This is a genomic window from Nonlabens sp. SY33080, from assembly GCF_011784885.1.
In the GTDB taxonomy this organism is placed as follows: Bacteria; Bacteroidota; Bacteroidia; order Flavobacteriales; family Flavobacteriaceae; genus Nonlabens; species Nonlabens tegetincola.
This window is the reverse complement of sequence record NZ_CP050461.1, coordinates 861,553-885,991: the sequence shown is the minus strand read 5'-3', so window position 1 is coordinate 885,991 and position 24,439 is coordinate 861,553. Positions and strand designations below refer to the sequence as shown.

The 24,439-nt window shown below is 33.4% G+C and carries 27 protein-coding genes; 13 read left to right on the top strand and 14 right to left on the bottom strand.

The genetic code is table 11. The features are described from left to right. Positions 1-62 precede the first annotated feature (62 nt). From HCN53_RS04090 to HCN53_RS04075, 4 genes are all read right to left on the bottom strand, one after another. Positions 63-1,262: a sensor histidine kinase gene (locus HCN53_RS04090; RefSeq protein WP_167342117.1), complete on the bottom strand. Its 1,200-nt coding sequence runs from the start codon at positions 1,260-1,262 to the stop codon at positions 63-65. A gap of 110 nt (positions 1,263-1,372) precedes the next feature. Continuing rightward, positions 1,373-2,140 (bottom strand): TIGR02757 family protein, encoded by a 768-nt coding sequence (locus HCN53_RS04085; RefSeq protein ID WP_167342116.1) that lies wholly within the window; start codon positions 2,138-2,140, stop codon positions 1,373-1,375. Next, complete coding sequence (locus HCN53_RS04080; protein WP_167342115.1) at positions 2,133-2,798, bottom strand: ABC transporter ATP-binding protein; 666 nt, start codon at positions 2,796-2,798, stop codon at positions 2,133-2,135. Before HCN53_RS04080 ends, HCN53_RS04085 begins: the two co-directional genes overlap by 8 nt. A gap of 20 nt (positions 2,799-2,818) precedes the next feature. Beyond that, on the bottom strand, positions 2,819-5,290 hold the full coding sequence (locus tag HCN53_RS04075; RefSeq protein WP_167342114.1) for a DUF5916 domain-containing protein: 2,472 nt from the start codon (positions 5,288-5,290) through the stop codon (positions 2,819-2,821). Positions 5,291-5,390: 100 nt separating this feature from the next. Between HCN53_RS04075 and msrA the strand changes: the two genes are divergently transcribed. Together msrA and mscL are read left to right on the top strand one after the other, a co-directional pair. Continuing rightward, entirely contained in the window at positions 5,391-5,930 is a 540-nt protein-coding gene (msrA, locus tag HCN53_RS04070; RefSeq protein WP_105019156.1) for a peptide-methionine (S)-S-oxide reductase MsrA, read from the top strand. Next, positions 5,917-6,357, top strand: a complete 441-nt coding sequence (gene mscL / locus HCN53_RS04065) for a large conductance mechanosensitive channel protein MscL (RefSeq protein ID WP_060524872.1) — start codon at positions 5,917-5,919, stop codon at positions 6,355-6,357. Before msrA ends, mscL begins: the two co-directional genes overlap by 14 nt. 38 nt (positions 6,358-6,395) lie before the next feature. Here mscL and HCN53_RS04060 read toward each other — a convergent pair whose 3' ends face one another. The 3 genes from HCN53_RS04060 to HCN53_RS04050 are packed head-to-tail and all read right to left on the bottom strand — an operon-like array spanning position 6,396 to position 8,083. Beyond that, entirely contained in the window at positions 6,396-7,232 is an 837-nt protein-coding gene (locus tag HCN53_RS04060; protein WP_105019155.1) for a TerC family protein, read from the bottom strand. Positions 7,233-7,240: 8 nt separating this feature from the next. After that, entirely contained in the window at positions 7,241-7,615 is a 375-nt protein-coding gene (locus HCN53_RS04055; RefSeq protein ID WP_042279279.1) for a hypothetical protein, read from the bottom strand. A 36-nt stretch (positions 7,616-7,651) separates the two neighbouring features. Then, positions 7,652-8,083: a helix-turn-helix domain-containing protein gene (locus tag HCN53_RS04050; RefSeq protein WP_167342113.1), complete on the bottom strand. Its 432-nt coding sequence runs from the start codon at positions 8,081-8,083 to the stop codon at positions 7,652-7,654. A 354-nt stretch (positions 8,084-8,437) separates the two neighbouring features. Between HCN53_RS04050 and HCN53_RS04045 the strand changes: the two genes are divergently transcribed. From HCN53_RS04045 to HCN53_RS04035, 3 genes are all read left to right on the top strand, one after another. Then, the gene (locus tag HCN53_RS04045) at positions 8,438-9,517 is read left to right on the top strand and encodes a M14 family zinc carboxypeptidase (RefSeq protein WP_167342112.1); all 1,080 of its coding nucleotides are present in this window, start codon (positions 8,438-8,440) and stop codon (positions 9,515-9,517) included. 77 nt (positions 9,518-9,594) lie between these two features. Beyond that, positions 9,595-10,068 carry an Lrp/AsnC family transcriptional regulator gene (locus tag HCN53_RS04040; RefSeq protein ID WP_042279275.1) on the top strand — a complete coding sequence of 158 codons (474 nt, stop codon included), beginning with the start codon at positions 9,595-9,597 and terminating at the stop codon, positions 10,066-10,068. A gap of 158 nt (positions 10,069-10,226) precedes the next feature. Continuing rightward, the gene (locus tag HCN53_RS04035) at positions 10,227-10,772 is read left to right on the top strand and encodes a type 1 glutamine amidotransferase domain-containing protein (protein ID WP_167342111.1); all 546 of its coding nucleotides are present in this window, start codon (positions 10,227-10,229) and stop codon (positions 10,770-10,772) included. Positions 10,773-10,832: 60 nt separating this feature from the next. Here HCN53_RS04035 and dnaN read toward each other — a convergent pair whose 3' ends face one another. After that, the gene (dnaN, locus tag HCN53_RS04030; protein ID WP_060524879.1) at positions 10,833-11,948 is read right to left on the bottom strand and encodes a DNA polymerase III subunit beta; all 1,116 of its coding nucleotides are present in this window, start codon (positions 11,946-11,948) and stop codon (positions 10,833-10,835) included. Positions 11,949-12,125: 177 nt separating this feature from the next. Between dnaN and HCN53_RS04025 the strand changes: the two genes are divergently transcribed. After that, positions 12,126-14,009, top strand: coding sequence for a S8 family serine peptidase (locus HCN53_RS04025; RefSeq protein ID WP_167342110.1), 1,884 nt, complete (start codon positions 12,126-12,128; stop codon positions 14,007-14,009). 67 nt (positions 14,010-14,076) lie between these two features. On the opposite strand, the gene HCN53_RS04020 is transcribed toward HCN53_RS04025, so the two are convergent. Then, on the bottom strand, positions 14,077-14,487 hold the full coding sequence (locus tag HCN53_RS04020; RefSeq protein ID WP_042279269.1) for a hypothetical protein: 411 nt from the start codon (positions 14,485-14,487) through the stop codon (positions 14,077-14,079). A gap of 132 nt (positions 14,488-14,619) precedes the next feature. On the opposite strand from HCN53_RS04020, the gene priA reads away from it, so the two are divergent. Continuing rightward, entirely contained in the window at positions 14,620-17,073 is a 2,454-nt protein-coding gene (gene priA, locus HCN53_RS04015) for a primosomal protein N' (RefSeq protein WP_167342109.1), read from the top strand. 89 nt (positions 17,074-17,162) lie between these two features. Here priA and HCN53_RS04010 read toward each other — a convergent pair whose 3' ends face one another. Then, the gene (locus HCN53_RS04010; protein ID WP_042279474.1) at positions 17,163-17,867 is read right to left on the bottom strand and encodes a LytR/AlgR family response regulator transcription factor; all 705 of its coding nucleotides are present in this window, start codon (positions 17,865-17,867) and stop codon (positions 17,163-17,165) included. Between the two features lie 298 nt (positions 17,868-18,165). Between HCN53_RS04010 and rpsF the strand changes: the two genes are divergently transcribed. The 4 genes from rpsF to HCN53_RS03990 all read left to right on the top strand — a co-directional run bounded on the left by rpsF (position 18,166) and on the right by HCN53_RS03990 (position 19,822). After that, a complete protein-coding gene (gene rpsF / locus HCN53_RS04005) occupies positions 18,166-18,510 on the top strand; it encodes a 30S ribosomal protein S6 (RefSeq protein WP_042279266.1) in 345 nt (114 codons plus the stop codon). A 2-nt stretch (positions 18,511-18,512) separates the two neighbouring features. After that, positions 18,513-18,809 carry a 30S ribosomal protein S18 gene (gene rpsR / locus HCN53_RS04000; protein WP_042279264.1) on the top strand — a complete coding sequence of 99 codons (297 nt, stop codon included), beginning with the start codon at positions 18,513-18,515 and terminating at the stop codon, positions 18,807-18,809. A 17-nt stretch (positions 18,810-18,826) separates the two neighbouring features. Further along, the gene (gene rplI, locus HCN53_RS03995) at positions 18,827-19,276 is read left to right on the top strand and encodes a 50S ribosomal protein L9 (protein ID WP_042279262.1); all 450 of its coding nucleotides are present in this window, start codon (positions 18,827-18,829) and stop codon (positions 19,274-19,276) included. Between the two features lie 66 nt (positions 19,277-19,342). Further along, positions 19,343-19,822 carry a DUF6495 family protein gene (locus HCN53_RS03990; protein WP_042279260.1) on the top strand — a complete coding sequence of 160 codons (480 nt, stop codon included), beginning with the start codon at positions 19,343-19,345 and terminating at the stop codon, positions 19,820-19,822. On the opposite strand, the gene HCN53_RS03985 is transcribed toward HCN53_RS03990, so the two are convergent. The 3 genes from HCN53_RS03985 to HCN53_RS03975 form a co-directional block, all read right to left on the bottom strand. Continuing rightward, positions 19,819-20,316, bottom strand: a complete 498-nt coding sequence (locus HCN53_RS03985) for a DUF6787 family protein (protein ID WP_167342108.1) — start codon at positions 20,314-20,316, stop codon at positions 19,819-19,821. The genes HCN53_RS03990 and HCN53_RS03985 overlap by 4 nt on opposite strands. Before the next feature lie 17 nt (positions 20,317-20,333). Next, a complete protein-coding gene (locus tag HCN53_RS03980; protein ID WP_105019147.1) occupies positions 20,334-20,744 on the bottom strand; it encodes a DUF6146 family protein in 411 nt (136 codons plus the stop codon). 132 nt (positions 20,745-20,876) lie between these two features. After that, entirely contained in the window at positions 20,877-21,518 is a 642-nt protein-coding gene (locus tag HCN53_RS03975) for a DUF937 domain-containing protein (protein ID WP_167342107.1), read from the bottom strand. A 251-nt stretch (positions 21,519-21,769) separates the two neighbouring features. Between HCN53_RS03975 and murA the strand changes: the two genes are divergently transcribed. Further along, the gene (murA, locus tag HCN53_RS03970; protein ID WP_167342106.1) at positions 21,770-23,089 is read left to right on the top strand and encodes a UDP-N-acetylglucosamine 1-carboxyvinyltransferase; all 1,320 of its coding nucleotides are present in this window, start codon (positions 21,770-21,772) and stop codon (positions 23,087-23,089) included. Between the two features lie 93 nt (positions 23,090-23,182). Beyond that, positions 23,183-23,797 carry a hypothetical protein gene (locus HCN53_RS03965; RefSeq protein ID WP_052510373.1) on the top strand — a complete coding sequence of 205 codons (615 nt, stop codon included), beginning with the start codon at positions 23,183-23,185 and terminating at the stop codon, positions 23,795-23,797. On the opposite strand, the gene HCN53_RS03960 is transcribed toward HCN53_RS03965, so the two are convergent. Beyond that, on the bottom strand, positions 23,766-24,332 hold the full coding sequence (locus HCN53_RS03960) for a pseudouridine synthase (protein WP_240919389.1): 567 nt from the start codon (positions 24,330-24,332) through the stop codon (positions 23,766-23,768). The two genes, HCN53_RS03965 and HCN53_RS03960, sit on opposite strands and share 32 nt — an antisense overlap. Positions 24,333-24,439: the final 107 nt, after the last annotated feature.

Genomic DNA, 24,439 nt, shown 5'->3' with positions numbered 1-24,439 from the left:
AACCTTGGTTCAAAGATAATTCTTTACCTCAAACCAAAATAAATATCTTGTTCTATATTACTTTATTTTTTTATCGAAAAGGTAAATGTAGTTCCTTCATTGACTTTTGATCTACATTTAATAACACCACCCATTTTATCTACTAAAATTTTTACAGTAGAAAGTCCTATACCATGACCTTTTTTACCTGCTCTATCGGCAGTGTTTAGTGTGGTAAACAACTCAAATATTTTATCTTTTTTGTCGTCAGGTATTCCCACGCCATTATCTTCTATACTTATCCAATAAAATTTCGGAGTCTCTTTAGTTTCAACTCTAACTTCAATAAGGTCCTTATCATTGTACTTGATACTATTTCCTATCAAATTGAGTAGAATTTGTCGTAGGGCCGAACTATCACACTTTAACTGCAAATTATTCTCAGGCATTTTAAAGTTAAAATCCTCTCGTTGCCCGATCATATCCTCTATATCCTCAAGCAAGCTATAAATATCAATCTCGTCTTGAGTATTGATAATCAACTGCTCACTTTCATAGTGATTTAATATATTTTCAATGTAATCACTCATTGAAAAAGCAGCCTCCTTCATTCCAGAAAGGTATTGAGAATCCTTATCATTCAACTTGCCATTCAATGAAGCTTTAAGCATATCACTAGTCATAATTATATTAGCCAAAGGCATTTTTAAATCATGCGATACAGTGTGTGCAAAATTTCCAAGCATTTTGTTATTTTCCTGTAATTGTCTTGCTTTTTCTTTTAATTTTAAATTAGCTCGTTTTAATTCAAATTGTCTTTGAGCAAGATCAGCAACCATTAGCAAGTTTTTACGTTGCTCATCGGTAAATTTATGAGGAACATTATCTAAAACACAAATAGTTCCATATGGCAAACCGTTCCCATCTTTTAACGGTACTCCAGCATAAAAAATGAGAGGATCTGCCGCTTTTACAAATGGATGATCTGCAAATTCTGGCTCCTTTCTTGTGTCTTCTATAAGAAATACTTCTTGATTAGAATTGATTGCATGAGAGCAAAAGCTCAGCTCTCTAGGAGAAGAATTAAGTTGTAATCCATGTTGTGATTTAAACCAAACTTCGTCTTTGTCAACAATGCTTATCAAACTTTTAGGTACATCGGTCAGTTTACAAGCTAATTCTGTAAGTTCATCAAAATCCTTTTGTTTGCTAGGATCGATGTGATACGATTTAAGCACCTCTATTCTTGCTTTCTCGTCGGTATGTAGTGGTGCTAGTGCCATTAGGTTGTTTGTTAAAAAAAACTAAGTAAAGATACAACAATAAGTTTCATTAGTTTTCTATTAACAAGAAAAGATAACCAAATATTTTGTTTGTTCTAATCGTAATAAAATTACAATTCTTTAAACACTCCTAATCCAAATAGCGCAAAATCATATTTAATAGGATCTGATGGGTCAAATTTTCTCAACGCATTTGTGATTTCAATCACTGATTTAGCATCGTTTTGTTTACGAGTCAACAAGTTAAGCTGCCTACTTATATTCCCGGTATGAACGTCTAATGGTAAGTATAAGTCTCTCGCTTGTATTTCGTTCCAAATGCCTAAATCCACACCAGCCTTATCTTTTCTTACCATCCAGCGTAAAAACATTAAAATTCTTTTGGCTGCACTGCCTTTCATAGGGTCGCTCACGTGTTTTTGTGTTCGATTTAAATGTTCAATTTGAAAAAAATCATGTTTAAACAAAGAAATAGCTTCTAGAAGGTTGGTGGAAGATTTTAACGCTTTCGCGAAAGCGAACTCTAAACCACCGTATTCATTTTCAAAACGTTGTAAGGCTCTCAAGAAAGTCTTCAAATCTTCACTATTAAAGGTTCTATGTACAAAGTTTGTAATCGATTTTAAATCTGCTTCTTCAAAGTTTTTAATGAAATCTGCCGGAGAATTATCGAGCAGTTGCATCATTTTATTTGCGTTGTTTAAAATAGACTTGCGATTTCCCCAGGCAATAGTAGCAGTTAAAAATCCTGCGATCTCAATGTCTTTTTTATCAGAGAATTGATGGGGTATTTTTATAGGATCAAGTGGTATAAAGTCAGGAACATTATATTGTTCTACTTTTTTATCTAAGAATTCTTTAAGCTCTTTTTTATTCATTTAAAAAACGTCCATCGCTCATGGTTAACTTTCTGTCAGCCAGATTTGCGAGCTCCTGATTATGTGTTACGATAACAAAGGTTTGTTGAAATTCTTCTCGTAAACTTAAAATTAATTGATGTAGATTATCAGCAGTTGATGTATCTAAATTTCCTGTGGGCTCATCGGCAAAAATAACTTCGGGACTATTCATCAATGCACGAGCAACTGCTACACGTTGCTGTTCTCCACCAGATAATTCACCAGGTTTATGATGTAGTCGATCACTTAATTGTAAATATTCCAATAATTCTTGAGCTCTTTTCTCGGCTGTTTTTTTATTTGTTTTTTTGATAAATGCTGGAATACATACATTTTCAATAGCAGTAAATTCGGGTAACAATTGGTGAAATTGAAATATAAAACCTAATTGCTCATTTCTAAATTTACTCAATTGATTGCTAGATAGTTTGAGAATATCGGTGCCATTTATATGTAAAGAGGTGTTCTTATTTTTATCTGGTTGCTCTAGCGTTCCTAAAATATGTAATAAAGTAGTTTTACCAGCTCCAGAACTACCTACAACACTAACAATTTCACCTTTTTCTATAGTAAGATCAACACCCTTGAGTACTTTTAGGTCTCCAAAAGTTTTTTGAATATTTCTTGCTTCAATCATAGTACAACAAATGTAACGCTTTAAGCATTTTTGTTGATCACTTGTAGCGCTTTATTAAAGTCAAGGAAATAAGATAACCTAACAGATATGGTGTGATTAAAATCTTCTTTTAATAAATTGTCAAAGCTTTCATTGAATCCTAATTGTGCTTGTTGTTCAACATTATTAAGCCTATTACGGTATAAAACACTTACTTCACTACCTGGAGCAAACCTGTATCTAAAACTTAAGTCTAAATTCCAAACATTAAAATCTCTATCTGGATTGTCTTCATCGTCTAGTCTAAAGGTTGAAGGTGCGGTATCGCCACTTGCCTGCAGTTCTTGTAAGTCTTCGGCAAAATCTGATCGTTGCCAAAAGTTTCTGAATGTTAGATTTAATGCCAATCGATTGCTCAGATTTAAATTACCGGTAAGCGTATTTTCTACGCTGTGGTCATATCGTCTACTAAAAATACTGCGTGTACTGTTACCATCATTTAAAAGTGTAACATAACTTAAACGGCCATCATTTTTAAACCAATTTATCCTATAAACCAGTAAAAATTTATCAGAAAATCTATAACGAGGAGAAATAGAAAAGTCGTAACTAAGCTGCTCGTCATTCAAACGCTCATTAATTCCTGCATTAGCATCAATTGCCAGCTTTTTACGATAATCGCTAGAAATAAAACCACCCATAAAAAAACGAGCTGGATAGTTGGTAAACAATCCATCAATTCTACTTTCAAAAAGATCCTTACTTTCTGTAGCGTAGGTGAAATTTGCTCCAAATGCAAAACGCTCTTTAGTAAAGAAAAATGGATTGATATTAAATCTACTACCTGTATGAATTCCTGGGTTATAGGCTCTATTGTGATCTATGTCTAGTTCAATATTCCAATTATTAAAAATACCTTGAGGTAAGAATCTATTATATTCTAACTCAAATGAGAAATTATTATAGTTGTTTCTAAATTGTTGTCCGAGGTCATTTGGATCAAATGTAGTATCAGCAAAATAATGTTCAATTCTAGGTCTCCAATTTCCTGTAATTTTTTGAACAACAGCGCTGGTTGAAAATCCAGTAGAAGTATCGTCGCTTAAAAAACGATTGGTCATGCGTGCACGACCAAAATAACGTACGGTATTTTGATTATTGTTATGAGTTACTTCAATAGCTGTGGCATTAGCATCAGTAAAACTACCATCTCGCAATGTAGATGCATTAGTAAGTGAAACTGCGCTATTATTTCCATAGGTTTGATCAAGAACCAGTACATTGTAGTTCACCAGTGTTTCAGTTCTTACTTCTCTTATATCACCTGTATTAGAATCTTCAATGATAGCATCAGTTGGTCCAGTAACAGCATTAAGTACACCTATACCTAGTCCTTTTGAAGTTCGACCAGAAACTTTTATTGCATTTAATAGATCGGCAGATCTTGGATTTTCTATTACTGTTTCACCTTGTTCAAGTCCCAAATTACCTCTTTGCGTAGGACGTTGTCCTATACGACGTGAAAAGAAAATATCTCCTTTTCTAAAAAGTTCTGTTCCTTCAATAAAAAATTGTCTGTTTTCTCCAAAAACTTGTTCAAACGGTCCTAAATTCAATACTACTCTATCAAATGCAGCCTGACCAAAGTCTGGTATTAATGTAGCATCTAGGGTAAAAGCATCATTAATTCCATACTTTATATCCATACCAGCGTTGAAGACAGTTTCTGACTGAAGCTTGTTCCAATCGCTTTGGGTACTTACAAAAGGGTATAGGTTTAATCGTAATGGTGGATCAATGTCTTCAATACCAGTAAGTAACGCGTCGTATTGATTTACGTTTCCTTCAGTAATATTAATAGGATTGTAACTGTAGTCCTCATTCAAATGCCTAATTCTTCTAAAAATATTGAAACTCCAATCTTGAACATTTACTTCAGGAAACCTTAAGGTGCGGTAAGGTATTTTCATTTCAACATACCAGCCATTATCATCAATACTGGTTTCACTTAAGAAAACAACATTAAAGCTAAAATCTTCTCCACCATTTGTTGATCTAGCATCACCTAGCGCATTGGCACTGGTAGCATAAAATCTAGTTTGATCAATACCGTTATTGTAAGTATTTATCCAAATAGAAAATAAGTCTGCCTGAACATTTATTTGATCTCTCTGGGAAAATTGTCTCAATATTTCCTCAGGATTCTCGTCATACATAAAACCAGCCACATAAACCGCTTCATCGTCATAGGCAATTTTAAATTCGGTACGATAATTTTGTCTTTCAGGCTGTAGATTTACAGGTTCCACCATAACAAAATTAGCTCCGGTAGTCACGCCTTCCCATTGTTTTTCAAACGGTTTACCGTCAATTTTAGGAGCATCATATATACGTGTTGCTCGGTACTTTTTACGAGGAATTTCTAATGTATCTAGGGTTTCTTGTGAGTACGCTTTCGCGAAAGCGGAACTTACAAAAACTATTATAATAGTAAAAAAGAGGTGTTTTTTCATGTCTAATCGCAAAACTAGTCGCAGAATCCATTAATTATTTTAAAGACTTGTTAATATGCAGACATATATAAGGATTGTGAGTAACTTGCTGTAAAAAAAAATGGAGGAAGCGATTTTTGCAGGTGGTTGTTTTTGGTGTACTGAAGCGGTATTCCAAAAATTAAAAGGAGTAGAGAAGGTGGTATCTGGATTTTGTGGCGGTCATATAAAAAATCCACCGTATAGGGAAGTAGTTCAAGGTCGCACAGGCCATGCAGAATCTATACTTGTAAGCTATGACCCAGATACAATTGATTACTTAACGTTATTGAAAATACACATGGCAACTCATGATCCTACAACATTAAACAGACAAGGTTATGATGTAGGTGAACATTACAGGAGCGCTGTATTTTACCTGGATGAAAATCAAAAACAAATCGCCGAAAACTATATAGAACAATTGAATAATGATGGAACTTACCCAGATCCCATAGTGACAAAAGTTGAACCGGCAACCGATTTTTATCCAGCCGAGGATTATCACCAGGATTATTATAAAAACAATAGGGAACAAGGTTACTGTCAAGTCATAATAGATCCCAAAATAAGAAAATTAAAAAACCAATATAGCACCCTACTAGCCGATGAAAATAATTGATGAATTTAAAGAGTTTGCCATTAAAGGCAACATGGTCGATATGGCCGTGGGAATTATAATAGGAACTGCGTTTAATAATGTAGTTCAAACCCTAGTTAAAAAGGTTGCATTGCCACCACTAGCTTACTTGACTGATGGGTTGAATTTCGAGGATAAAAAATACGTGTTAAAAGCTGCAGCTACTAACGGAGCTGGCAAGGAAACTAGTGAAATAGCTATCTACTACGGCGAACTATTTGAAGTGTGTATTGATTTTTTGGTAATTGGTATTACTGTGTTTTTTGTAATTAAAATGTTGAATAAACTGAGAAACAAGTCGCACAACCCTGAAGAAAAACAAGTATCAACTCCTAAAAATATTGAACTTCTTAATGATCTTAAACTTTTGATGAAGGAGCAAAACGAATTGCTAAAGAATAAACAATAAAAAACGGGCCTAGAGCCCGTTTTTTTATTTCTTACTAATTATTTAATTACTTCATCGTCTTCCAGAAGATCAGTTGTTTTCTTTTTCTTAATTGATTTACTGCGCAATTTGAAATTAAGAAACTCAACAAACATGGAAAAGAAAATGGCAAAGTATAAATATCCTTTAGGAATTACTCCACTCTCATTACCAAACACGACAAGATCGGCCATATGAGCACCTTCTGCAATAAGCATAAATCCTATCAGTAATAAAAATGCCAGACCTAGCACTTGAACCGATGGATGCTTGTTTACAAATTTACCTACTGGATGTGCAAACAGAAGCATTATAATTACTGAAAGCACAACGGCAATTATCATAAGAATTAAAGCTCCATCTGGATCGTCACTTAATCCACTAGTCATTCCTACTGCGGTCAGAATACTATCAAATGAGAAAACGATATTAATCATTGTAATCTCAAAGATTACTTTACTTAAAGTATCAGTTCTTTTCTTTTTAAGCTCACGTTGATCGTGTCCTATGTCTTCTACTTTTTCATAAATTTCTTGTGTGGCTTTGTATAAAAGGAAAACACCACCAGCAAATAAAATTAGAGACTGTCCAGTAACGGACCCTGATATCCAGCCATAATCAAAGGTAAACCAGCTACTTTGTAATGAAATAAGAATACTTATTCCAAAAAGTAATACGATACGTAAAGCCATGGCAAGGATTAATCCAATATTGGTTGCCTTTTTACGTTTGTCGTCTGGTAGTTTTTCAGAAGCTAGTGAGATGAAAATGATATTATCAATTCCTAGAACTATTTCAAGAAAGGTTAAGGTTAATAATGCCATCCAGGCATCGGCAGATTGGAAGATCTCAAACATGATGTGTTTTATTTGATTTTAGTTGCTGTTCCTGAATATACTTGTTCACGACCAGATTGTTTAAATTCAAAGGTATAAGAATCTTTTGATGTGTTCAATATTTTAAAAAGATAAGCTCGAGAATCGGCGTTTGAATCTGGATTAATAGGAATTATACGCCATTCACAATCATTTATCCATTCAACGCGAGAACTGTCTATTTCATTTTCAAATTTTTCAATTTGCAAATTTCCGATTCTGGTGAATTCAGTTTTAAATTTTTTTCCACCAGATTCTTGTTCCCAAATGAAGGTACCTTCTTTAAATGATTCACAGTCTACTTGATTTTCATAACAAGCTGAAAAGAGTAAGAGAAGAGGAATGTAATAAATGAGTTTTTTCATAATTCAAAAATACTACCCAGTTATCTTAAAAAAATCTTAGGGTTCGTAACTCTCAAAACTTCCATCAGAAAAAAGCAAAATTACCTTTTGTATATTTTTCCCTAATTTTTGTGAATTGACTTGAGATGGTAAAGGACTTATTTCATTCTTTTCTTCATTCTTTGGAACAGATTGTTCTTTTACTACGTCCTGATCAAAAAGAGAATTATTAATAATAGGAGCAGAGGTTGATTTGATCTCTTTGGAAGCTTTGGCTTTCTGTCCATTCATCAACCAGTATAAATCCACATCGGGAAATTCTTTCATAACGTTTAGAATAAAATCCAAACTAGGTTTGTTTCTTCCAGATAATATATGCGAGATACTGCTACGACCTACATTGATTTTCTCTGCAAAAGTTGAAGCTGTAAGATCATTTTTTTCAATAATCTCTTTAATTCTTTCAGCAATACTTGTCGGGTCACTCATTTGTTACAATTGTAAACAATCTTGTATAAGATTTATATTATACAAATGTAAACAAAAGAAATTAATTATCACATCCTATTAAAATCATAAGCCAAATATTAAATTAAAACTTTAGATAAATATACATAAAAAACTAGTAGACAATAATAAAAATATATTTAAAATCATTTTAATGAAAAATAGAAGCAATGACATATCAAAAAATGCCTATTAGTTTACAAATGTAAAAGACAATCAGATTTTACCTGTTTACAATTGTGTAATTACATTGTTTACAAATGTAAAGATGTCTGTTTTTACTTATGTAAACTGTTTGATGCTTACTTTTGATATAATCTTTAAAAGCTGTATACATTGTTAACTAGATATTATAAATATGAATTGTTTCAACAAGAACTGGATCGTATTGTGCGTAAAGAATCTTCTCCCTTTTCTTTAAAAACCATTGGATATTCTGTACTTAAAAAACCTATTTATTTACTTCAAGCTGGGTCAGGTTCCATTAAGGTTTTTATGTGGTCTCAAATGCATGGTAATGAATCTACAACCACAAGAGCCTTGTTGGATTTGATAGATCAGGATGGTTTTAAACCATTGTTGGATAAAATAGAATTGTATATTATTCCTATTTTGAATCCAGATGGCGCTGAAAATTGGACAAGAGAAAATGCCAATAAAGTTGATTTAAATAGAAATGCTGTTTTAAAGGATCAACCAGAAACCATGATTTTCTTTGAACAACTTGAGCTTATAAAACCCGACATGGCCTTTAATTTACACGGGCAGCGCACCATATTTGGTACAGAAGATGGCAGTAAACCATGTCAATTATCTTTTTTGGCACCTGCCTCGAATGATGAAAAGTTGTTTAATCCAGCTAGGCTAAAAGCTGTAAAAGTTATTAATTCTATTTATTCTCAACTACAACCAGATTTAAATACCGCCATCTGCAGATATTCTGATGATTTTAATGAGAATTGTTTTGGCGATTATTTAACGTCAAGAAATATTCCTACCGTGCTTTTTGAGGCCGGTCATGCCGGATTAGATTATCATAGAGATGAGATAACCAGTATTATTAAGAATGCCATACTTACAGCTTTACAATCATTGTATGAAAAAGAAAATACATCAGATAATCAACTAGTTGAATCATATTTGTCTATCCCTCAAATTTCTAAAACCTTTTGTGATATTATATTACGCTATGAACAAGACAATAAAACAGTATTTACATCCATAATGTATAAAGAGGTTTTGGAAAAAGGTCAACTAATTCTCTCGCCGCGAGTTAATGATATCAATCCAGAAACGGTGCGCAATGCACATAGGATAATGGATGTGGATGGTCAACTTCCTGAAGATTTGAAGATTGACGAGAATAATATTGTTAAATCTGAAGTTTTAGGTATTAAAAATTTGATAATTATTTAACAAAAACTCCATTTTGAAAGAATATTTGTATTGTTTCTATTAATTTTGCCTGAAAAGAATAACGTTAGACTAATAAAATGGCTAAAATAGACGAAATAGACAAGCAAATCCTTGATGTTTTAATTGAAAACACTAGAACTCCATTTACGGATATAGCAAAAAGATTAAACATATCAGCTGGAACCGTACATGTAAGAGTAAAGAAAATGGAAGAATCGGGTATTATAAAGGGTTCTTCTTTAACTGTTGATTACCATCAGCTAGGTTACACCTTTATCGCTTATATAGGAGTTTATTTGGAAAAAACGAGCCTTACACAATTTGTGTTGAGTAGGATAAAGGAGATTCCTTTTGTTACCGTAGCACATATTACCACAGGAAAATTTAATATTTTCTGTAAAATAAGAGCCAAAGATACTACCCATGCAAAACGTATCATATTTCAACTAGATGACATAGATGGGGTGAGTCGCACTGAAACTATGATAAGTCTAGAGGAAAGTATTAATGATAAAAAGCGTTTACTACACAAAGTTTTTCAAGATTTATAATTAGATTTTTACTTATTATGCTTTCGCGAAAGCGTAATTAACATAAATTAATGTAAATCAATATATTTTAAGAGTCTGCTAAAGCAATTTTAGCAGGCTCTTAGTGTAAATAACCATGTGCTATTGTCAACTTTGTAACAACTAAAAAAACAAAAAAAATGAAGAAAGTTGCAATTTTGGCCACAGATGGCTTTGAAGAAGTAGAATTAACTAGTCCTAAACAAGCGCTTGAAAATGCAGGTGTAAAAGTAGACATTGTAAGTCCTAAATCAGGAGAGATTAAAGCATGGGCAGATGGTAATTGGTCTGAGAGTTATAAGGTTGACAAAACTCTATCAGAAGTAAATGCGAGTGATTATCATTCACTCATGTTACCTGGTGGTGTTATAAATCCAGATCAGTTGAGAATGAATGAAGACGCTATAAAATTTATTCAGACATTTTTTCAACAAAAGAAACCAGTAAGTGCAATTTGTCATGGTGTACAACCGTTAATTGATGCAGGAGTGGTAAATGGAAGAAAATTGACAAGCTATCCATCATTGCGCAAAGATTTAGAAAATGCAGGGGCAAACTGGGTAGATGAAGAGGTTGTAGTAGATGAAGGATTTACGACCAGTAGAACTCCAGATGATCTTGACGCTTTTAATGACAAATTAGTCGAAGAGGTAATGGAAGGTAAGCATGAAGAGCAACATGCCTAATCACTTTACCTTATTGAAATAAAAAATCCCGCAACTACGGGATTTTTTTATGTTTGATTACTATTGATTAAGCATTACTGGCATAACAAGCATGGTAACTTGTTCACCGTCATCCAGTCCGTCTAATGGTGTCAAAATACCGGCTCGATTAGGTAAGCTCATTTCGAGAGATACTTCATCACAGTTTAGATTATTAAGCATTTCTATTAAAAATCTACTGTTGAATCCTATTTGCATATCATCGCCCTGGTAATCACAAGTAAGGCGCTCATCGGCTTTATTTGAGAAATCGAGATCTTCGGCACTTATATTAAGTTCGGCACCAGCCATTTTAAGTCTAATTTGGTGCGTTGTTTTGTTGGAAAATATACTTACACGTCTTACAGAATTCAAGAATTGAGTTCTTGATATAGTTAAACGATTAGGGTTTTCTTTAGGGATAACAGCTTCGTAATTTGGGTATTTACCATCTATTAATCGACAAATGACTGTAGTATTTTCAAAGCTAAACTGTGCGTTACTGTCATTGTATTCAATATCCACTTCAGATTCATTACCCATTAACATTGACTTTAAAAGATTCAATGGTTTCTTAGGCATTATAAATTCTGCTGTTTGATCAGCTTTTAGATCTTCTCTTCTATAACGTACAAGTTTGTGAGCATCAGTAGCTACAAATGTCAAGCTTTCATTGTTGAATTGAAAGAACACACCACTCATAACAGGTCTCAAATCGTCGTTTCCAGTTGCAAATAATGTTTTGTTTATTGCAGTGGCTAGTGTATCGCCCATAACGACTGTTTTAGAAGGGTCTTCTAATGAAACAGCTTTAGGGAATTCATCGGCACTAGCACAGGCTATTTCAGACTTACCTTTGTCATGACTAATAGTCATTTTTTGATCCTCAGCATGAAAGGTTAAGGGTTGTTCAGGAAAGGTTTTAAGAGTGTCTAAAACAAGCTTAGCTGGAAGTGCTGTATTACCATCTTCTCCACTTTCTACTTCTAAATTGGTTATTATAGTAGTTTCCATATCACTAGCTGATACTTTTAGGGTGTTACCAGAAAGCTCAAACAGGAAATTATCTAATATGGGTAGTGTATTATTATTGTTTATAACACCGCCTATTAATTGAAGGTTTTTTTGCAAATAGGAACTAGAAACAATGAATTTCATATTTATTTGTGATTAAATCGTGATAAGATTACTCTTATTTTGTTATATAAATATTAAGGACTATTTAAAATAATGTAATTTATACATTAAATTGCGAACTTAATATAAGAAGCAACTAAGTTACAATTAATAACCCAATTATGTTTTCTTAAATTATCAACAAATATCAAAAATCAAATGAAAAAATTCTCCTTTTTACTTTTCATAGCTTGCATATCACAAGTAATGATAGCACAAACACCAGAACAGCGTGCTCAAATTACTAAAGATTATGATAAACAAGCTACTAATCAATTGTATACAGAACTTTTACAAAAAGAGCAGCAAGCGCAACAACGTGTTGAGCAATACCTTGTTGAGCATAATGTAAAGCAAATAGAAACTACTGAAGACGGTAATGTTAGAATGATAACTGATGTTGTTGAGGGAATTCCGGTTTACACGATTACCGAGAACTTCACTGGTGCTCGAGCGATGGGTGCTGAAAAGCTGTATAATGGAGGTTCATTGGGGCTTAATATTGAAGGTCAAGGAATGTTAGCTGGTGTGTGGGATGGTGGATATACACGCCAAACACACGTAGATCTTATTAACAGAGTAACATATGGGGAGCCTAACAAATCTTTAAGCGATCATGCTACACACGTAGGTGGAACGATAATTAGTTCTGGTGATAATAGTATAGTTAGAAGAGGAGTTGCTCCGCAAGCTAGTATCGTTTCATATCGTTTTGATTCTGATACAAGTGAAATGTTACAACAAGCTTTGTCTGGTATGTTAGTTTCAAATCATAGCTATGGTTTAGATTCTTCATCTTCTACACCAATCTCGGTTTATGGTAAATATGACAATTTTGCTAGATCCTTTGATTTGTTATGTTTTCTCAATGAATATTATTTACCGGTAGTAAGCGCTGGTAATGATAGGAATAGTGGACTAAATTTTAATGACAACGGTTATGATTTGTTGACAGATAGATCACTAGCTAAAAACGTTTTGACGGTAGGAGCTGTCAATACAATTGTAACATATAACGGTCCTAGTTCTGTCCAAATGAGTAATTTTAGCACGTGGGGTCCTGCTGATGATGGTCGTATTAAACCAGATATCGTAGCCAAAGGGGTTAGTGTAAATAGCACAACTTCTAATAGTGATACAAGTTACGGAGTTAGACAAGGTACGTCAATGTCTGCACCTATGGTAACTGGTGGTATTCTTTTGCTACAGCAATTGTATAATCAGCAGAACTCTTCTTTTATGAAAGCAGCAACAGTTAAGGCACTCGTTCTTAGTACAACACTGGAAGCCGGTTTAAATCCTGGGCCTGATTATTCATTCGGTTGGGGACATATGAGTGTTGAAAATGCAGCGTATGCTATTCTTAATACTAATGGAGATTCTGATATCAAAGAATTGAATTTAGCGAATGGAGGAACTTATTCCTCTTCTGTAACTTCAAACAATGGTCCTTTAAAAGTAGCTATTTCATGGACAGACGCAGCAGGTACTGAAAATAACGGTCCAGAAGATGACTCGACGCCAGCTCTTGTTTACGATTTAGATATAAAGTTGACTGATAGTAACGGTAATGATTTCTTTCCTTGGAAATTAGATCCTTCTATTCCTTTTGCTGCAGCCACTAAAGGAATAAACAATGTAGATAATGTTGAAATAGTTGAAATAGATGTACCTAACGGGACTTATACGATAACAGTTAATCATAAAAATAACTTACCTACTAATGGGTTAGATTTTTCAATGGTTATTACTGGAGCCGATACAGGTACTTTATCTTCATCTCAAGTAGCAGGAACAGAATTCCAAATCTATCCAAATCCGGCGACATCATCTATAACAATCTTAGCCTCTTCATTTAATGACAGTAAGAAAGCTGTTGTAGATATGTATGATATGCTAGGGCAGAGAGTTTTTAGTAAAAACTACAACGTAAATGGTTCATTAGATGAAACCATCGATATATCTAATTTAAATAGCGGTATTTATATCGTTAGAGTAAGTAATGGTTCATCTATTACTTCTCAAAAGTTAGTTATAGAATAATGGCTACCCATCTTTTAGGAATAAAAAAAGCTGACTATCATAGTCAGCTTTTTTTATGGTATATATTTTACAGTGAGACCTCAGAATTTGAGAACTCCTGAAGACTATTGATCAATCGTTCTCTAACTATATTCATCATTCTTTTATTTAAGGCACTACTATTTGTGATGTAGGTTTTATATTCTTCAGTTGTAAATTGACCTATAATGATACCTTTTAATGAGTTTCTAAATTTTTGATCTTTATTTACCGCATTTTCAATATAATCAATACGTTTAGGTACATCAAGCCCATAGAATACGTTTTTATGTTTTTTGACATAATTTTTAAAAACAAGTATCAATAGGTCATGTTGTAGTTTAGAAATTGGTCGTAATGTTTTGTTTTGAAAATACTCATCTGCACTCATTCCTTCCGTAATTTTTGCATTGGGTATTTCTGGTCTTAAAGCAACCAAATATGCGTCTCTTGTTTTCATAAGTGTAGTTTTGTTTAAAATTAGACGATAATCTAAATGAATGCTTATAAGTTTTAAGGTTGTTTTCCATTGTTTGTCAACAGCTTCTTTTTTACTCAGGTTAACTGTAAGAATTTTATCTTTACATCTTGTATGAAACAATATATACTGGTTCTATTGCCTCTTCCATTAAGTCGCATTTTTACCTATGAGGTAAGCTCTGATGCCTTTCATTTAGCGCAAATTGGAATACGAGTGGCGGTACCTTTTGGAAAGAATAAAATACAAACCGGTATCGTTGTTGGTTATACTGATGATGTCCCAACGGAATATGAGGTGAAATCTATTGAGTTTTTCTTAGATGAAGAACCTATCATTACGATTGAACAATTAAAATTATGGAAGTGGATTTCCCAGTATTACATGTGTAGCATGGGGCAAGTAATGAAAGCAGCATTACCCAAATCCTTTCTGCTTGAATCTGAAACCACCTTGGTTTTAAAGGAGGATTCTATCTATTCTCAAGAAGATCTTACTGATAATGAGTTTTTAATCGTTGAGGCCCTGGAGAACAAGGCAGTTCTTAAAATAGAAGATATTATGAGTATTACAGAACGTAAAACTGTGATGCCTATCATCAATAATTTGATCGCAAAGGATATTCTAACCTTAAAGGAGGAAGTAAGAGAAAGATATAAGCCTAAGACCGAAAATTTTGTACGACTTCACGAAAATTATGCTAATGATAATGATTTAAGAACCCTTTTAAATACTCTAGAAAGAGCTCCAAAGCAAAAAGATGTTATACTAGCCTTGTTTACGCTTAGGGCTAAATATGGTGACTTTATAAAAAGAAGTGTTTTAATAGAACGCTCACAATCATCTAGTAATACCATCAAAGCCTTATTGGATAAAGAAATTCTTGTACAAGAAGCATTTAGAATTGATAGGGTTAAGTCAAATAAAGAAAAGGGTAGTGAACTAAAAACTTTAAACACAGATCAACAAAAAGCTATAGATAATATTAAGTTAGGATTTGAGAATTCTAAACCCGTTTTATTACACGGTGTAACTTCAAGTGGTAAGACCGAAGTTTATGTACGTTTAATACTTGAAGAATTAGAAAAAGGAAATCAAGTACTTTATTTGCTACCTGAAATCGCTTTAACCACTCAATTAATTTCTAGATTACAAAATTACTTTAAACATAAAGTACTCGTTTATCATTCTAGGTATACTACTAACGAGAGACTAGAAACCTGGAATCATATTCTAGCTTCAAAAGAACCCTACGTGATAATAGGTGCACGTAGTGCTGTATTACTACCATTTTCTAAATTAGGCCTGATCATAGTGGATGAAGAGCATGAATCAAGTTTTAAACAATTTGATCCTGCACCTAGATATAATGCGCGAGATACTGCAATCGTTCTGGGTCAACTTTTTAATTCTAGAATCCTATTAGGAAGCGCTACACCATCATTAGAAAGTTATTATAATGTAAAAAGCTCAAAATATCATTTAGCCGAGTTAAAAAGAAGGTTTAATAATGTTTTAATGCCAGAAATCAATATGGTGGATCTCAAACAGAAACACCGTAAAAAGAAAATGAAAGGACATTTTTCAGACACCTTGATAGCGGCCATTCACGAGTGCTTTGAAAATCAAGAACAAGTAATTTTATTTCAAAACAGGAGAGGATATTCACCCTTTATGGAATGCAATACATGTGGGCATTCTCCTCAATGCCCTAGGTGCGATGTTTCTCTTACGTATCATAAATATAAAGGACAGTTAAGGTGTCATTACTGTGGATTTCATACTGCAGCACCTACTCAATGTGCCTCATGTACGAGCAATGATTTATCAACAAAAGGATTAGGGACAGAACAAGTTGAACAAGAATTTAAAGAATTGTTTCCTAATCATAGTATCTTAAGAATGGATTTAGATACTACTCGAGGAAAAAACAGTTATCAAACCATAATAAATCAAGTAGAAAATCAAGAGGTTGACTGTCTAGTAGGAACACAAATGCTCACTAAGGGATTGGATTTTAGAAATGTAGCGCTAGTTGGTGTTCTTAATGCAGATAGTATGCTTAATTTCCCTGACTTTAGATCTCATGAACGTTGTTTTCAATTACTCACTCAAGTAGCAGGACGCAGTGGTCGTACTAATAAGCGAGGTAAAGTATTAATTCAAAGCTATTCACCAGATCATCAAATTTTACAACAGGTAAGTGTTTATGACTATCATACAATGTACAAACAACAAGTAGAGGATAGGTATCAGTTTAAATATCCGCCGTACTATCGTATGATAAAAATAACTTTTAAAGCCAAAGATATTACTAGAGTGCAAGAGGCTGCGAATTGGTTTCACAAAGGTCTGCAACCTCTAGAAAGTGTAGGTCAATTGTTAGGTCCAGAATTTCCTGCTGTTGCCAGGATAAGAAATCAATATTTGATGAATATTTTTCTCAAGGCCGATAAAAAACACAGTATTGCTTCTATTAAAAATCATATCAATAAAGTCAAATCCAGTTTTGAATCCATAGCTCCATATAGATCAGTGAGGTGTGTGATAGATGTAGACCCTTATTAAAAAATGGAGTTCTATTACGCTTTCGCGAAAGCGTAAACTAAAAAAGCACCTCAAATGAGATGCTTCTTTATCCTAATTGAACCTACTATTTAAAATTGAGACAACGCCTCAACTAATTCTGATTTCCTGTTGCGGGAAAGAGGTAACACATCGGTTCCTAATTCAACCGCTTTGGAATTGAACTTTTCTACTTTTCTAAGATTTATAATATAAGACTTGTGAATTCTCATAAAATCTTCTTCTGGAAGAAGGTTTTCAAAAGACTTCATTGTCGAGAGTACGACAAGATTATCTTCCTCGGTAATCAACTTTACGTAATCTCCAAGAGCTTGTATGTATCGTAGCTCTTTAAGGTACACTTTACGTTTTTTAAGATTGCTTTTAACAAAGATGAATTCTCCACGATCTTCAATCATTTCGTTTTTCACCTTGTGTGCTAATAGTGCACGTTCTACAGCATATAAAAACCTATCCTTTTTTATTGGTTTCTGTAAGTAATCGATTGCCGCATAATCAAATGCTTTAAAGGCATACTTAGTTTGACCAGTTACAAAAATAATTCCCGGTTTTTCTGCGATATCATCTAATAAATCAAATCCTGTAAGTATGGGCATTTCGATGTCTAAAAATATGAGATCAACGGATTGATTCTCTAGAGCAGATTTAGTCTCGACTGCATTACTAAACTCACCTACTAATCTAAGGTTAGGGTGACCTTCTATTAATTTGACGATTGAAAGTCGTTGGATACTTGAATCATCCACAACAAAACAATTAAGCACTGCGTTACTCATACTTATTACTTTTGATTTCTTGGACAATTCTACACACTTTTCTGATGAAATGCAAAAAAAAAGTACATTTTATCGAATAAATTTGATGTTTAAACGAATTGCTTCTTAAAAACTTGACTTCTAAATCATTGTTAATCAGTTGTTAATGATAACATTGTTAATAAAATTTTGTTTAAACTTTTATTTTTAAGCATTTACATAATTATAATCAATTGTTAACTTTTTAAAGCAGGAATAAAAACAAGTTGTATAAATATTATTAAAAGTGTACTTTTGCAGCCGTTTAAATACAATTAATATGAATCAATACGAAACTGTTTTCATTTTGAATCCCGTTTTATCTGAAGATCAGGTAAAGGAAGCAGTAAAGAAATACGAAGATTTCCTTACTAGCCGTGGAGCAAAAATGGTATCAAAAGAAGATTGGGGACTAAAAAAATTAGCTTACCCAATCCAAAACAAGAAAAGTGGATTTTATTCTCTTTTTGAATTCCAAGTTGAAGGTGAGGTAATCAACGATTTTGAAGTTGAATTCCGTCGTGATGAGCGCGTTATGCGTTATCTAACTGTGAAACTTGATAAGTATGCTATCGAGTGGGCAGAGAAAAGAAGAAGTAGAATGTCTAAAAAACAAAAAGCTTAATCATGGCAACATTACAACAACAAGCTAAAGGTAAAAAAGATGGTGACATCCGTTACTTGTCTCCTCTTAATATAGAAACTCAATCTAGAAAAAAATACTGTCGTTTTAAGCGTAGCGGTATTAAATACATAGATTACAAAGATGCTGATTTTTTACTTTCATTTGTAAACGAACAAGGTAAGTTATTACCTAGACGTCTTACAGGAACTTCTTTAAAGTATCAGCGTAAAGTGGCAGTTGCAGTAAAAAGAGCTCGTCACCTTGCATTAATGCCTTACGTAGGAGATTTACTTAAATAATTAATCAGTTTAACAATATGGAACTTATATTAAAGAAAGACGTAGAACATTTAGGTTTTACAGATGACGTAGTGACTGTTAAGCCTGGTTATGGTCGCAATTACCTTATCCCAAATGGACTTGCGGTAATGGCTACAGCTAGTGCAAAGAAGCAATTAGCAGAAACTCTTAAACAAAGAGCTCACAAAGAAGCAAACAATATCAAGAACGCACAATCACAAGCTGATAAATTAAACGCTCTTGAATTGAGTATCCCGGCTAAAACTGGTGATGGTGATAAATTATTCGGTTCTGTAACTACTGCAGATGTTTCAGACTATCTTGCTAAAGAAGGTATAGAAATCGATAAGAAATTCATCTCTATTGCAGGTGGTAGTATCAAAAGATTAGGCCCATACGAGGCAACTGTACGTTTCCACAGAGAAGTACAGTCTAACTTTAGTTTTAACGTAGTTGAAGCAAAGTAATCTTTCAAATTAATAACATAAAAGCCGTTTCAATTTATTGAAACGGCTTTTTTAATAAGTCTTTTTATGAAATACCGTAGACTCACAAAAGAACAGTTGGAAGAAATGCACGAGGAATTTATTAATTTTCTTGCTGCTCAGTCCATTGATAAAAAAGAATGGGATGATATAAAAAATACTCAGCCTCATGTTGCAGAACAAGAGATTGATGTGTTTTCTGATCTAGTTTGGGAAGGTGTATTAAATAAAGCAGAATACCTAGAACACATATCGGCCCAATCAATGAATCTTTTTCACACAGGCGAAAAGGAAATGAGTCTTATATCTATCATTATAGGTAATAAAGAAATTGACATTACCACTACCGAAGGATATAAATGGTTGCAAGATAATTTACTGGATGAATCAGTTAAACTATTCACTGCTACAAAAGCTTACGGAGAATTTCCAAATGAGGATAAATTTAAAATTATTGAATCTGGAGCAGTAATAACAAAAGGACAATTATATCAGTACTTTGAAAATCTCGTTGAATTAGGTAATTAAAGTTTTATACCGAACCTGCTAAGCATTTTCTTTTCAAACCACCAGAAAAATTCAAATTGACCAAAAAGCCATCCCATGGCTACTAATAATATTTGGTAGATAGGAAAAATGATGAGCAGTCTGGCAGGCCAGTATATCCATTTGGATAATTGATCTAGTCCAATATAATGCAATAATGGATTTGAAAGTCTCGCAGATAAGGATCCTGTAATTGCAAAAACAATAAATATCGCTACCATGCGGTATTTTTTTGTTATACCCCATTTGTCATACAATTTTCCAAAAAAGTACAAGCACAATCTGTAAAACAAATAGGCAAGTATTAAGGTAACACAACAGACAAATACAAATTCATAAATAGCATCTTCAAATATATTTGGTATCAAATTTATAGCTACAAAGTATCCACTAAATAATAATCCAACTACACCTAATACGATATAAATAAGTTGCCAATTTTTCTCTATATCCCAATTGCTTTTTATTCTATTCATGGGAGCAAAGTTAAGGCTTACATCAATTTTTGATTATACTTTTTTTCAAAGAATAGGAAGTAGTTATATAGCAACCAATTTACTTCATACCCATAATCAATTTTACTTTCATAGTCGATTCTCCATACGTACAGGTTAGGATCAAATCTTGTCGGATTAAGAACTCTTAAATTATATTCCCTTACTTTAAATTGATTAGTAATTTCCATTGAGGATTGGGTGTAATATCCTCTTTGTGGTTGTGTACCCAGCCATCCATAAAATCCTGGTTCAATAATTATTATTTCATAGTCCAGGCTATCATTGGCAATACGTATGGTATCGTTAGTAATAACATTTTTATTATTCTTTACGTGATTTGATTCTTTTAAAGCACTACAAGATATAAGAATTGCTATTAGCCCTAGTGTTGTTATAATATTTTTCATGGTAATAATTTAAAACAAAAATGATAGAAACTATATAGCTATTAAAGTACCATTTAGTAAAGACTGCATTTTATTGAGTAAAAAAGCCCTACTTATAAAAGTAGGGCTTAATTATGAGAAATAGTTAGGGATTTATTTTCCAAATAGTCCACCTAGAAGTCCACCTAGACCACCTTTTTTCTTATTGCCACCTAGCACCATTCCGGCCACATCGTCAACAATGCTTCCATCGCCATCACTGTCTAATAAAGTTTCAATAAATGATTGATCATGTGATCCAGATTGTCCCAAAACAGATCCTAGTAAATCACCTATACCATTCGATTGCGTTTGAGAAGTCTGTTTTTGCTTACCTAGCATACCCATTAAAATAGGAGCTGCAATTTTTATAATTTTACTTACCGACTGCATGTCCATCCCACTAGATTGTGATAATGCAGATTCAATTCTAGGTTGTTTAGCACCTAGAACATGTCCCAATATTCCAGCACCGTCATTCTCTAACTCGTCTGGAGAACCTGGACCATCACCAAAAATTCCTCCTAGCATATCGAGAACACCGCCAGAGCTATGTTTAGGATTTTCTAGCGCATTATTTAAAGCAGCTGCCCCTTCAGGAGTACTTGCATTACGTTGCATCGCGCCCAGTATCAAAGGCATAGCCTGTGAAAGTACATTGGCAGTTTTATCTGCTGGTTGTCCTGTTTTTTGAGATGCGCCTTGTATCAAAGTCTGACCTAGGTCAGATTGTAAAAGATCTAAAATTGAAGCCATTGTTTATTAATTTGATTTGTTTTTAAAATTACGATTTATGGTGAAAGGAATTCAAAAATATTAATTGTTAAAAAAATTAGTAGATTAAAGGTGTGAAAATACGATTAAAAGAGTGTTTTTATTGATTCGCTTTCGCGAAAGCGTAAAAATGATTCACCTTTTACTGTTAACTAAAAGTGTAAACTTGATTAAAAATCTATTAGTTATATAATTCTATCGACTTATTTTTACTGAAATAGAAGAATTAAAATATGGGAACATTTATAATAGAAGGAGGACACCAATTAAAAGGAGACATACAACCGCAAGGAGCCAAAAATGAAGCACTTCAAATTTTATGTGCTGTATTGCTTACTGATGAACCTGTACGTATTGATAATGTTCCTGATATTATTGATGTAAATAAATTAATAGCTCTATTAAATAATCTAGGTGTAAAAGTCACAAAAAACAGTTCAGACTCCTATACCTTTCAAGCCGATGAAATCAATTTAGATTTTCTTCAATCTGAAGATTATAAAATTCAAGGAAGAGGATTAAGAGGTTCCATTATGCTAGTAGGTCCATTGCTCGCTAGATTTGGTAAAGGATACATTCCTAGACCAGGTGGTGATAAGATAGGAAGACGTAGATTAGATACTCATTTTGAAGGCTTTATAAAACTGGGAGCTACTTTTAGATACAATAGAGAAGAATACTTTTATGGGGTTGAGGCCGAAGAGTTGCATGGGACTTATATGTTATTAAATGAGGCATCGGTGACTGGAACTGCAAACATTGTCATGGCAGCCGTACTAGCTAAAGGTGTCACAACTATTTACAACGCGGCTTGCGAGCCTTACTTACAACAATTATGTAACATGCTTGTGCGCATGGGTGCCAAAATAGATGGGATAGGATCCAATCTATTAAAAATTACGGGAGTTGAAAAATTAGGAGGAACTAAACACCGAATCCTACCTGATATGATTGAAATTGGAAGTTGGATAGGTCTTGCTGCCATGACAAAAAGTGAAATTACTATCAAAAATGTAGCTTATGATGAGCTGGGAATAATTCCAGATACTTTTAGAAAATTAGGTATAACGATAAATAGAGTAGGAGATGATATTCATATTCCTGCTCATGAAAATGGTTATGAAATACAAAACTATATAGATGGTAGTATCTTAACTATTTCTGATGCTCCATGGCCAGGTTTTACCCCAGATTTATTGAGTATTGTTCTTGTAGTAGCCACGCAAGCTCGCGGTAGTGTTCTTATTCATCAAAAAATGTTTGAAAGTAGACTTTTCTTTACAGACAAATTAATCGACATGGGAGCAAAAATAATTCTTTGCGATCCTCATAGAGCGAGTGTGATAGGTCATGATTTTAAGTCCTCTTTAAAAGCGACAACAATGACAAGTCCAGATATTAGGGCTGGGATATCTTTATTAATCGCCGCACTAAGTGCCAAAGGAACTAGTACTATCCATAACATTGAACAGATTGATCGTGGATATCAAAATATTGACTCTAGACTTAAAGCTATTGGAGCTAAAATTGAACGCGTTGGTTCTCAATTTTAAAACTAATTAACTTTATTAACGTAAAGTGTTGGTGATTAAAAGACTAAAAACCTTACCTTTAAAAAAAGGCAAGGTTTTTGGTATTTAATTGTTATGAGAAGATTCCTATTTTTATTGTTATTAGTCGCGGTTCCTTATGTACTAAATGCACAGGAATTACCGGAGTCGACTAATAAAAAAATTAAACCTGTTCCAGAAACGGAATCAGGAGGAAGTTTATTATTTCCAGAAAATGAGGAGTCTACTGTATTGAAAAGACCTAAAAAGGAACCCAAAATTAATCTGAGACAGGAAACAGACCTTACTAATCCAGGTATTAAATTTAAAGAAAAGACAAAGCTTAAACAAGATGCACCCATGGGACCAGGTTTTGTAAGCGATACCTTTCTAGGGGAAATAAGAACTGGGGAAACCATCATAAAATTGATGTGTAGAGATCATGGTTATCAAGATGGCGATCTAGTACGTATATGGGTAGATGATAAGGTGGTAATTGAGAAGATTTATTTAAAATATGCTTACCAAGGTGTACGAATTCCGCTTAAGCAAGGATTTAATAAAATAGAGATAGAAGCTCTTAATCAAGGTGAGTCAGGTCCTAATACGGCAGAGTTTGTAGTGATGAACGATAAAGGTGAGGTTATTCAAAAAAATGAATGGAATCTTGCTTCTGGTGTTAAAGCTTTGCTTGTTGTTCTAAAAGAATAGTTTCCAGACGATCAGTTACATCAATTACCTTTTGATTTTTAACATCATTTAATTGAAATGGGCCTATTTGTGTGCGTACAAGTCTTAAAACAGGAAAACCTACCTTGCTACACATTTTTCTTACCTGTCTAAACTTTCCTTCGTTTAATGTGATAGAAATCCAACTTGTAGGACCGTGTTTTTCGTCTCTAATATAGGTATGAGTTAAATTGTAATCTGGTTCTTGGCTTAAAGCAGCTTCACATGGATTTGTGGTATAAGGTTTACCGTTTACGGTAATAACTACGCCATGTTTTAATTGTTCTATTACGGATTGAGTTATCTTCCCATCTACTTGAGCGTGATAGGTTTTTGACCATAGTTTTGATCTGTTGATAATATCACTTGTTTTGCCACAAGTGGTTAGTAAAAGTAAACCTTCAGTCTTTTCATCTAGTCTACCTATTGCCATTATGTTATTGGGAAACGAGCCCAACTCTTTTAAAAACCTTTTTCTTTTTTGTTTTCCATCATTAGTGAGAAATTGACTCACCATGCGGAACGGTTTATAAACTAAAAAATGTTGAGCATCCATAATAATGTAGATGCACAAAGATATCTGATCTAAGTAAAATTTAGGAATTTGATAGTTTCCTATTTCGA